The sequence below is a fragment of the Acidithiobacillus sp. genome (assembly GCF_023255755.1).
Classification (GTDB): domain Bacteria; phylum Pseudomonadota; class Gammaproteobacteria; order Acidithiobacillales; family Acidithiobacillaceae; genus Acidithiobacillus.
In genome coordinates this window covers 1-10,921 of sequence record NZ_JAGDVS010000112.1, presented here as the reverse complement: position 1 = coordinate 10,921, position 10,921 = coordinate 1, and the positions used below count along the sequence as shown (strand labels likewise).

Here is a 10,921-nt window from a genome sequence, read left to right as displayed (position 1 = left end):
CCGGCACGGCAGGTGCGCTAAGCTGCGGCCCGACAGCGCAACCCGCCGCAGCGACAACCCCGAACAGAATACCCAGCCGGGCCATACCCGGAGCTGAACGCCCCGCTTTCTGCCGCCCCTGGCCGTGCGGATACCTGGCGTGTTTCATGTAAATCCCTCACTCAGTCGATATACGGGAATAAGCGGTGCTATCCGCAAGCACCGAGAGGGCAACTCCCTGCGCAGCCGTCGCAACAGGGAAAAATGGTAGCGGGAATGCCTGTAACAATCTTTGCTGTAGGTCTGTTAAAACGTAACAGACTGTCACTTTGGCGGCGGTCGGGAGGCTTTGTTACATTTGGCCTTGGCCCACCCGAGAACAACGGGTTAGAGTGTACACATGGACACACAGAAACAGATTTTGGTCGTCGACGATGACCTGCGCCTGCGCAGCCTGGTGGAGTCGCACCTGCAGGGTTTTGGCTTTGCGGTGCGTGGCATCAATGACGGTCGGCAGATCGACAGTCTGCTTGCCGAAACACCGGTTGATCTGATCGTTCTCGATCTCGGACTGCCCCATGAAGACGGCCTGCAAATCTGCCGACGGCTGCGCCAGCATCATGATGTCCCCATCCTCATGCTCACCGCGCGCGGCGATGAAATAGACCGTATCCTGGGCCTGGAGATGGGCGCCGACGACTATCTCGCCAAGCCCTTTCACCCCCGCGAACTGGTGGCCCGCATCCAGGCGATCCTGCGCCGCACCCGCGCCGCAGCCCCCCGCCCTGAAGCGCTAACGGCCCCCTTCCAATGCGGCCCATTCACCGTGGACATGGGCCGGCAAGAAATTCAACTTGGCGGACAGAGCTTGTCTCTCACCAGCGCCGAGTTCCAGACCCTGGCGACGCTCATTCAGCATGAAGGCCAGCCGCTGACCCGCGAAAAGCTGATGTGGCTGACCCGCGGCCGCCACCTCGAAAACGACGATCGCAGCATGGATATGCAGATTTCCCGCCTGCGCCGCCTGCTCGACAACATCCCCGGCCGACCTCGGCATATCCGCACGGTCTGGGGTCATGGCTACCTGTTTGTCGCGGAACCCTGAGCATGCGCAGCTTCTGGCCGCGTAGCACCCTGTGGCGGACCGTACTCCTGCTAGCGGTTCTGCTGCTGGGGACCCAAGGCGCCGTCTATGTCTTGTTTCATCAATATGTTCTGAATCCTGCCGCCGAACGCTTCGCGGAATTTCTCTGGCAGACTGACCATGCCCTGATTGCCGCCGACGCCGATCACACACCAGTCGGTGCCCTGCAATGGCGGTCGCCCCATGATTTGCCGGGCGCGCCCGCCAGCAACTATTTTTTGCGCCAAAGCGCCCATTATCTGGCCCGGATTGCCCCCGGCGCGGCGCTGCGGGTCGGCCCCGTCGATGCCCATGCCACCTGGATGTGGATTCGCGGCGACCACCGCCAGCCCTGGCTGGGTATGCGCGTCTCTCCCATGAATTTCGGCGGGCAAAGCTTCATGTTTATGCGCCTCGGTGTCATCGCCCTCTGTACCCTGCTCGGCGCCTGGATCATCGTCCGCCAGATCAACCGTCCCCTGGCCCGACTGGCAGCGGAGGCACCGCGCATCGGCCGGGGCGATATGCCGGAATCTCTCGAACCCATTGGCGGCCCCCTGGAGGTGCGTCATCTGGAGCAGGCCATCACCAGCATGGCCAAGGATCTGCATCGCCTGCACGAAGAACGCACCCTGCTACTCACCGGTATTTCCCATGAACTGCGCACCCCCCTGTCGCGCCTGCTGCTGACCCTGCACCTTCAGGACCACGATCTGCTGGCCGAAAAAGCGGCCATGCTGGTGGACGTTAGCGAAATGGATGAGACCATCGATAAGTTTCTGACCCTGGTGCGCAGCGGAGACCAGGAAAGGGTCATCCAGGTGGGGGTGCGCGACTGGGTGGCTGAAATGGCCGAGACGGCCCGGGAACGCTACGGCCTGGAGGTACAGATAGAGCATCCTGCCGGACCTGCCACCTTACCGCCTCTGCGCTGCCGCCCTTTGGCGCTGGAAAGAGTGTTTCGTAATCTTTTTGACAACGCCCGGCATTACGGCGGTGGACGCCTGGATATGCAAATCATCCGCCATCCGGCCAGCACTGAAATCTGTCTGCGCGACCATGGCCCCGGCGTGCCGGAACGGGATATCGGGCCGATGAACAGCGGCACCTTACCGCGCCAGTCGGGGCATGGTTCCGGCATCGGCCTGCGGATTTGCCAGCATATCATGGCCCGGCATGGCGGCACCCTCCGCTTCGCCAACGCCGAAACGGGTGGTTTGACCGCTCACCTGTCATTCCCCGACAAAAAAGACTAGCAGCAGATAGTGGTTAGCGGTATTTCCAGACAGCAATGTACTTGACAAAGCACAAACAAACGGGAATCATTCGCGTTTAAACAAGACAAATACGGATGCTCCCTATGTCGTCAACGCCCGCCCCCAGCAAAACCAGCACACCCGCTCATCGTTCTCGCTGGGAAATATTCCTGGCGGTGCTGGGACCTGGTCTGGTGGTCATGCTCGCCGATACTGATGTCGGCAGCATCATCACCGCCGCGCAGAGTGGCGCACAATGGGGCTTCAAGCTGCTGCTCTTGCAATTCATCCTCATGCCTATCCTCTATATCGTGCAGGAACTGACGGTGCGTCTGGGCATTTTTACCGGTAAAGGCCACGGCGAACTGATTAGCGAAACCTTCGGGAAAGGCTGGGCTTATCTCTCCGTCGCCGGTCTCAGTGTCGCCACCACCGGCGCCCTGCTAACGGAGTTCTCCGGAGTTGCCGGTGTCAGCCATCTCTACGGCCTGCCGCGCTATGTGGGTGTTGCCCTGGCAGCAGCCACCCTGCTGCTCATCGTCTGGACCGGCTCCTACCGGCGGGTAGAGCGCATCGCCCTGATCATGGGTCTTTTCGAGCTGGTGTTTTTCGGCATTGCCTGGGCCGCCCATCCCAGCCTGCACGAGATGCTGGACGGCCTCCTGCACGCTCCCATCACCAATGACGACTATATGATACTGGTCGCCGCCAACATCGGCGCCGTTATCATGCCGTGGATGGTGTTCTACCAGCAGTCTGCCGTCGCCGATAAAGGCCTGCACCCCGAACATTACCGCCACGCCCGTTGGGACACGGCCTTTGGCGCGGTCGTTACACAGGCAGTCATGGCGGCGGTGCTGATCGCGACGGCCGCCACCATTGGCCGCCTCAACCCCAATGCGCCGCTCAACACCGTGCATCAACTGTCCGAAGCCATTATCCCGTACCTGGGGGACACCTGGGGGCGCATCGTGTTTTCCGTAGGCATCCTCGGCGCGGGCATGGTTGCCGCCATTGTCGCCTCCCTCGCCGGGGCCTGGGGTTGGGGAGAAGTCACCGGCTTTCGCCACTCGCTGGAGCATCACCCCAAGGATGCGCCCTGGTTTTACGGGATTTACACCGCCATCATCGTGGCTGGCGCCGCGGCGGTGATCACCATCCCCGATCTCGTCAGCCTCGACATCGGCGTCGAAGTAATGAATGCACTACTCCTGCCCCTGGTGCTGGGCTTTCTGGTCGCCCTGTCCATCAAGGCGCTGCCAGCCGAACACCGCTTGCGCGGCCCTTACCTCTGGCTGGTGCTGTTTGTGGTGATTCTGGCGGGCGGGTTGGGGGTTTATGGAGGGTTGACCAGCATTCCGGGTTGGTGAGCATAAAGCGGAAAGCTTACAAAAAGTTGCGGAGATGATGGGCTGTGCTATATCTAAGCACACAGTTCTTCACCGCGCCCTACAGGAGCCCTGCATGTCCATTTTCAAGCACGCCGCCAATATTCTGGAAGCCAAAGTCAACAAACTACTCAGCCGAGCCGAGGACCCCGCCGAAACCCTGGACCTTTCCTACGAGAAAATGCTGACCAGCCTGCAAGAGGCCAAGCGCCACCTTGCCGACGTGGTCACCGAACGGGTATCCCTGGAAAATCAGATCGCGCAGGCGCAAAAGCTGGCCGCCAAGGCGGAAGAGAATGCCCGCATGGCCCTCAACGCCAACCGCGAAGACTTGGCACGCAGTGCGCTGACGGAAAAGCAGGCCGAAGCGCAGAAAATCACGGCGCTGCAAGAGGCCCACGACACGGTCGCCGCCCAGGCCCAGAAGCTTATGGATTATGAGCACGCACTCCAAGAGCGCATTGAGCAGTTCCGCACCCAGAAAGAAGTGATGAAAAGCCAGATGGCGGCGGCGCAGGCGCAAGTGAAGGTCACCGAATCCCTCACCGGTTTGGGTCACGGCCTGGATGACGCCGGAGATGCGTTGCGCCGGGCGCAGGACCGCACTGCGCACGAGCAGGCCAAGGCCCAGGCCATGGACGGCCTGCTGGAGTCAGGCATCATTAACGACCCCTTGGACCATCGCACCCAGACAGAGCGGGAAATGGACAAACTCCGCGCCACCAGCGGTGTCGACGACGACCTCACCCGCCTCAAGGCCGAACTGGCGGCGAAGCAGGACTGACATGCCCGAAGTCCAGAATGCCCTCATCCATCGGATTCTGGTTGGAAGGGCATTGTTGATATTAGCCACTATTGTCTGGAGCCTCACCACTATCCCGGTTGCAACCGGAGACCCCATTTACCGATGGGTCTCGCCAAATGGCGCGGTGAGCTATGGGGACCGGCCGCCCCGTGGAGCACAGAAGATTCAAGCCATTCCCCCGATAACCCCCGCCCCGCCACCGACGACGATTGCGCCAACGAAGTCTGGTCCGGCTGCGAAAGAGGAGGCCCCATCAGGGGCATCCGAGGCACAGGCGGCCATTGCCCGCCTGAACCTGCTGACTGCCATTAATAACTATCAGAACAGCCTGCAGACCGCCCGCACCCCACCGCCACAGAATGTCTACCTACCTGGGTTTGTCGGATCTTATTTTCCTAATGGCCCGCACCGATTTCGCGAAAGACACCCGCAGCATTACCGCCGACAGGCGACTCCTCCATCACGGAGGCCGTCCATGGTGCTGCTGCCACCCCCAGCACCGCCTTCCGCCTACTCTTCGCCCGTGCTTATACCTTAATGGCCATTGCCGTACATTTTTATTTATTCAAGAAAATTGACCGACTCTTTCGCGGTTTTCATTGATAATCTTATTGCCATGTTTCCATAGGAAATAGATCACAATAACCCCCATAGGAATCAACAGGCTGGCAACAAAAGAAGCGAATAACGTGACCACTTTTAAGTAACGCCCCCGGCGTGTGCGCGCAGTAGTTATGGCGAGAACAATGTTTCTTATTTCTTTGCCATCCGAATTCTCTACGCCCATTACAAGCTCCTCTACCATTCAAGGATTGATGTACGCTCGAGCCGCAACAGGTGTTTGCCGCTGTCGAGTGAATTTCGACAACGAACGGACTAACTGTTTCTATCCCGCGATCCACGGCTTAATGGATAACAGTAGGCAGGCATGGGGGATTATGGTTATGGCAACGATGATCGTCAAGGCATTGGCCAGCGAGATCTAAGCTGCGTGAGGTACCCTGAGACCACGCCCGGGCCGGAATCCATACGAGAACCCCAGAAAGTTACTTAGCGACAATCACCTTGCTAACCCGGCCAAATTGTTGGGGAAAAAATATTTTAGTACATGCCAGGGATGGCGGACGCTTTTTTTGAGGTGTGCCACAAATGGCAGGGCATGGGCTTTGAGAAAATATTTATAGGCCAATCAACACATTAACTAGACAAAATAAATCAAGTCTGTACTGCATGAGAATCATTATATTAACTAGTTATAATATTCTGTCTTGCTTGTGGAATATGAATTGCGTAGTCTCATTATAACCGCATAGCAAGGTGTGATTATAAATGTTATTTAGGCAGTGCGCCGCTAAGAAGCGATCGCTTTCGTATGTTCTAGGGGATCCCGTCACCAGACAGGGTGTGATTATTGACCCCACAGCAGATCTCGTCGCACAGGCGCTGTCATTTTTGGCAGAACGCAAAATGACCGTGCAATACATCCTGCTCACCCACTCTCCCGACCCCGCTCTCGAGGATACGTTGAATAAACTTAGGCCCTTGGGTCCGCGCGTGGTTGCGCACGAATCGACGGAATACCAAGGTGTCGATGTGCGCTTACGGGATAACGACGCGTTACATTTCGGTGAAGAGACCATCCGGGTTCTTCACACTCCGGGGCAAATGCCCTGTGCGGTTACCTATTGGTGGGCCGATCGCTTGTTTACCGGCGAAACACTCCTCGCTACTGGGCCGGGTGCCTGCGGGCCAGGGGGCAATATTGCCCAGCAATGGCGCAGCATCCGTGAGAAGTTGCTCAATTTTCCCGATGAGTACCTGATTTTCCCTGGTCGTGAATCCCGCAAGCGTCGCGTAGCTTGTGTTGCAGAGTTCCGATTGGCCTTTAGTGACAAATCGGGTGTCTCTGCCCCGGCAGTCCACGAGATCAGCGCACAGACCAAAACGGATCATGCAGGCCAGTTAGATAAAACAAATAACCGTAGTAGCAGGAAGATGGTGGGAGCGTAAGGAAACCGGCGACGATGGGCCGGATATATTACACAGTGTGTATTGGAGGTTCAGGTGTTTATAAAGAATAAACGCTACAAAATGTGGGCACAAATGGTGCTACCACCAGCATTGCTCGCGTTGGGAGGCTGTTCTGATAGCGGCCTATATCTGTTAAAACCGGAAGGTTTGATGTCGCGTACATTTTATCACTACTTCATTCTTGATGTCGTGATTATGTTGTTGATTGTTATCCCCACAACGTTACTAACCATATGGGCGATGTGGAGATATAGAAAAGGCGGTAAAGGAAGTTATCATCCAACGTGGAGTCACTCAAATGCCATAGAGGCCATTGTATGGGGTATTCCTTTAGTGACAGTCGGTATCTTGTCCTACCTGTCAGTAAAGGCCATTTATGATGTCAACCCATATAACCCAGGTGTTATCGCCAAAGCGCAGAAGGCGGATGGCGGAGATCCCGTAGAAGTTGACGTGATAGCAACAGATTGGCGCTGGTTGTTTATTTATCCACAACAACATATTGCCTCGGTAAACCAGTTAGTGGTTCCGGTAGGGACTCCTGTCAAGTTCCGCCTGACGTCCACTTCCGTCGTGAATGATTTCCTTATTCCCCAGTTGGTTGGAATGATCGATGTTATGCCAGGTATGCGTACCAAGCAGGCATTGGTGGCTGACAAGGCAGGTACCTACATAGGTTTTTCTGCCGATTACAGCGGTGCAGGACTGTCATGGATGCATTTCCAAACGAAAGCGGTAAGCGCAGCCCAATTTGCGCAATGGGTGAAAAGTGCTCAGCAATCGCCCCAGCATCTCAGCTACGCTGGTTTTAATCGCTTTGCAAAACCTTACATAGCCGTGGGTGGTGATCAGCAAACCTTCGGTAACGTGCAATCCGGTTTGTTTGATTATGTGATTGGCGAAGTCATGCGCGGCAAAGTATGGCGGACACCCATGGCCATGACCGAAAACATGGTCAATTACATGCAAAAACAGCGCGCCGAACAAAAAGCAGGAGACTATTGATATGTTAGTACATTTACAAGGGCCATGGAGTCCTCTGCTGGGTCGTCTCACGCTTCAGCAAATACCTTATCACGTTCCGATTCTCATGGTGACTTTTATAGTAGTGGCCATCCTGGCTGCTGTGGTGCTGGCGGCGGCGACCTATTTTGGTAAATGGGGATATCTCTGGCGAGAATGGTTGACAACGGTTGATCACAAAAAAATCGGTGTCATGTATATTTTACTTGGTCTAATCATGTTGTTGCGAGGATTCGCTGATGCCTTGATGATTCGCACTCAACAGGCAATGGCCGTAGGCCCTAGTTCACCGGGTGAAATGGGCGCGGTGCATGGATATCTTACGCCGTTCCATCTGGGGCAGATCTTCACAGCCCATGGATTGATCATGGTAGTGTTCGCGGCGACACCATTGTTGGTGGGGCTAATGAACATTATCGTGCCCTTACAGATTGGCGCGAGAGATATGGCTTATCCGTATCTGAATGCCCTGGGATTATGGTTGACGACAGCCGGCGCGGCGTTGGTGATGCTCTCTTTGTTCGTGGGCAACTTTGCCCATGGTGGATGGTATGGGTTTGTGCCCTATTTTGAACTGCCATACAGCCCTGGGGTGGGTGTAGATTACTGGATGTGGACCTTTCAGTTGAGCGCCATCGGTACTTCATTGGGCAGTATCAACTTGATTGCTACCATCGTAAAAATGCGTGCTCCGGGCATGACCTGGATGCGTTTGCCCATATTCACATGGGCGTCCCTCAGCACCAACCTCATCGCGCTCACCTCCTTTCCGGTGTTGATGGTCGCGTTGGCTTTGCTCGGCTTAGATCGCTATGTGGGCACCCATTTCTATACCGCTGGTATGGGTGGGAACCTGATGCTTTATAATGACCTGTTTTGGGTTTGGGGGCATCCCGAAGTGTATTTCCTGATTCTTCCAGCTTTCGGCATCATGTCGGAAATAATTCCGACATTCTCCGAAAAGACTTTGTTTGGATATGCGACTATGGTAATTGCCTCATTCGCTATCGGTGGCGTGTCCTGGGGTGTCTGGCTGCATCACTTCTTTACTATGGCTGCAACACCCAGTGTCAATAGTTTTTATAGTGTAACGACCATGTTGGTGGGTATTCCTACCGGTGTCAAAGTATTCAACTGGATTTTCACGATGTATCGTGGGCGTGTTCGTTACGAGCTACCCATGTTGTGGGCATTGCTTGCGCTATTCCTCCTGCTGGTTGGTGGCATGACGGGTATGATGAACGCGTTCGCCAGCAACGATTACATGTGGCACAACGGTTTATTTGTTGTTGCACATTTTCATCTGATGGTTTTAACTATTGCGGCTAGTATTTTTGGCGCCGTTGAGTATTGGTTCCCCAAAGTGTTTGGCTTCAAACTCGAACAGAAATGGGGTACATGGTTCTTCTGGTTTATGGTCATTGGAAGCGGGATAACCTTTGTTACCATGTTCTTTCTGGGCTTTGGTGGTATGACACGACGTTTGGACTATATTCCTTATACGCAATGGTCACCCTACTTGCATATTATGCTGCTGGGTATGGTGTTTTATGTTGTTGCCGTACTGTTCTTTGTCGCCCATCTGTATGTCAGCCTGCGGGATCGTGTAAAAAACCGCGCGGGTGCTGATGTCTGGGGGACGGGGCGGAGTCTGGAATGGGCGACGCATTCACCTGTACCGGCATACAACTTTGCTATTACGCCAAATGTCAATGCACGTGATGAGTGGACATGGCGCAAAGAAAACGGGCTGACGGAACTGCATCCGGGTGATTATGAGGGTATTCATATGCCAAAGAATACCGGCGTTCCGCTATTCCTCGGCATACTCTTCATGGGCCTGGGTTTCGCCCTCATCTGGCGGATCTGGTGGCTGGCGTTGTTGTGTGTCGCACTCATTGTGGCGCTCATCATCATTCGGTCCTTTGATCGTGATACCGATATGACGATCCCTGCACACGCGGTGGAGCAGGTAGAAAGTGGTGCTCGCGATGAAATGTCTGCAACCATGCCGACTGCCGGGGTACGGGGAGGCACGGTGATTGCCCACTCCATCCCTCAGTCTGGAACGGGTGGCATCAGCGGTAGCACAACCTCCACAAGTCCTTCGTGGGCCCCAATGGATCGTTAACGGACTTATCCCGACCCTTAATTAATTGGGTCGGGAAACCCGCTTTCGAGCATATCTGAAAAAGGAGTTATTCAATGAGTGCATCTGCAGCACAAAAAGTCGATCCGGCCCAGGCCACACTCTGGGCGCGACACTATGCCGGTCATGACATGATTGGTACCCGGACCTTTGGATTCTGGCTTTATATGTTGACCGACGCCATGGTCTATGCGGCACTGTTCGCATCACTTGGTGTGTTAAGTCATGCGGTTAATCTGGCAGGTGGTCCATCGCCTTCTGCGTTCATTAACCCGATCTATGCGTATGGTGAAACCATCACCCTGTTTCTCAGTGTGTTGATTTATGGCTATTCTATGGTCGCGCTAAAAAATGGAAACCGCGGTGCGGTGATTGGCAGTATGTTTGTCGCTATGCTGCTTGGTATAGTGTATTTGGTAATAGCTGGTGTAGATATCGGCAACATGTTTGCGCATGGCATCTTTCCACAGGTTAGTGGATTTTTGTCTATATTTTTCACGATTATCATCTATCATGCTCTGCATATTCTCGTTGGTGTAGTATGGATGCTGGTCATGATGGTCCAAATCGCACGGGAGGGCTTTAGTGCTAACGTGATTTATCGCCTGATTAATCTTCGGTTATTCTGGCATTTTCAGGCAGTGATTTGGGTGTTTGTATTTACCTTCGTTTATTTGCAGGGGATGGTGGCATGACAGAACATACGCAAAATCCGTTAGATCATCCGGAAGTACAATTGGCTAATGGCCGCGCATATTTGGTAGGTTTTATTTTTTCTATGCTGCTGATGACGGCAGGTCTTTGGCTGGCTGTGACGCACATCATGGCGCCTTTCGGTACGGTCCTGGTGACGTCCATCCTTGCTGGTATGGTCGTAATTATTCAGGGCTACTTTATTCTGCACATGGATATATCCCATGCGCAGATGTGGCATACCGTGGCGATGGTGCTTTTTCTGCCGTTATTCGTTGTTACCATCGGATTGACCGCATGGATGTTCCATGGGTTGTATCAGCGTACCATGATTATGCCTCCGGCAACGTCCAGTATGGCCCATATGCCTCCCATGTCCCATTAGTTGACTGGCGAAGTATGCGGCTATGACTGGCAAAATGTTAAAAGAAGGATTAAACACCAACAACCTCGGCGATCTGTCCGGGCGACGGT

11 protein-coding genes are annotated in these 10,921 nt (G+C 54.6%); 10 read left to right on the top strand and 1 reads right to left on the bottom strand.

From position 1 onward, the window contains the following. The first annotated feature begins 379 nt into the window (after positions 1-379). The 5 genes from Q0C48_RS07785 to Q0C48_RS14695 all read left to right on the top strand — a co-directional run bounded on the left by Q0C48_RS07785 (position 380) and on the right by Q0C48_RS14695 (position 5,089). On the top strand, positions 380-1,084 hold the full coding sequence (locus tag Q0C48_RS07785; RefSeq protein WP_291523140.1) for a response regulator: 705 nt from the start codon (positions 380-382) through the stop codon (positions 1,082-1,084). 2 nt (positions 1,085-1,086) lie between these two features. Beyond that, a complete protein-coding gene (locus Q0C48_RS07780) occupies positions 1,087-2,358 on the top strand; it encodes an ATP-binding protein (protein ID WP_291523138.1) in 1,272 nt (423 codons plus the stop codon). A gap of 104 nt (positions 2,359-2,462) precedes the next feature. After that, the gene (locus tag Q0C48_RS07775) at positions 2,463-3,728 is read left to right on the top strand and encodes an NRAMP family divalent metal transporter (RefSeq protein ID WP_291523135.1); all 1,266 of its coding nucleotides are present in this window, start codon (positions 2,463-2,465) and stop codon (positions 3,726-3,728) included. A 94-nt stretch (positions 3,729-3,822) separates the two neighbouring features. Beyond that, positions 3,823-4,530, top strand: coding sequence for a PspA/IM30 family protein (locus Q0C48_RS07770; protein ID WP_291523133.1), 708 nt, complete (start codon positions 3,823-3,825; stop codon positions 4,528-4,530). A gap of 1 nt (position 4,531) precedes the next feature. Then, the gene (locus tag Q0C48_RS14695; protein ID WP_366937032.1) at positions 4,532-5,089 is read left to right on the top strand and encodes a DUF4124 domain-containing protein; all 558 of its coding nucleotides are present in this window, start codon (positions 4,532-4,534) and stop codon (positions 5,087-5,089) included. 27 nt (positions 5,090-5,116) lie between these two features. Here Q0C48_RS14695 and Q0C48_RS07765 read toward each other — a convergent pair whose 3' ends face one another. Further along, positions 5,117-5,338 carry a hypothetical protein gene (locus Q0C48_RS07765; protein ID WP_291523132.1) on the bottom strand — a complete coding sequence of 74 codons (222 nt, stop codon included), beginning with the start codon at positions 5,336-5,338 and terminating at the stop codon, positions 5,117-5,119. Between the two features lie 665 nt (positions 5,339-6,003). On the opposite strand from Q0C48_RS07765, the gene Q0C48_RS07760 reads away from it, so the two are divergent. The 5 genes from Q0C48_RS07760 to Q0C48_RS07740 all read left to right on the top strand — a co-directional run bounded on the left by Q0C48_RS07760 (position 6,004) and on the right by Q0C48_RS07740 (position 10,832). Next, complete coding sequence (locus Q0C48_RS07760) at positions 6,004-6,561, top strand: hypothetical protein (protein ID WP_291523130.1); 558 nt, start codon at positions 6,004-6,006, stop codon at positions 6,559-6,561. Between the two features lie 54 nt (positions 6,562-6,615). Continuing rightward, positions 6,616-7,587: a ubiquinol oxidase subunit II gene (locus Q0C48_RS07755; RefSeq protein WP_291523128.1), complete on the top strand. Its 972-nt coding sequence runs from the start codon at positions 6,616-6,618 to the stop codon at positions 7,585-7,587. Between the two features lies 1 nt (position 7,588). Beyond that, the gene (locus tag Q0C48_RS07750; protein ID WP_291523126.1) at positions 7,589-9,736 is read left to right on the top strand and encodes a cbb3-type cytochrome c oxidase subunit I; all 2,148 of its coding nucleotides are present in this window, start codon (positions 7,589-7,591) and stop codon (positions 9,734-9,736) included. Between the two features lie 74 nt (positions 9,737-9,810). Further along, the gene (locus Q0C48_RS07745; protein WP_291523124.1) at positions 9,811-10,449 is read left to right on the top strand and encodes a cytochrome c oxidase subunit 3; all 639 of its coding nucleotides are present in this window, start codon (positions 9,811-9,813) and stop codon (positions 10,447-10,449) included. Beyond that, positions 10,446-10,832, top strand: coding sequence for a cytochrome O ubiquinol oxidase (locus Q0C48_RS07740; RefSeq protein ID WP_291523122.1), 387 nt, complete (start codon positions 10,446-10,448; stop codon positions 10,830-10,832). Before Q0C48_RS07745 ends, Q0C48_RS07740 begins: the two co-directional genes overlap by 4 nt. Positions 10,833-10,921 lie beyond the last annotated feature (89 nt).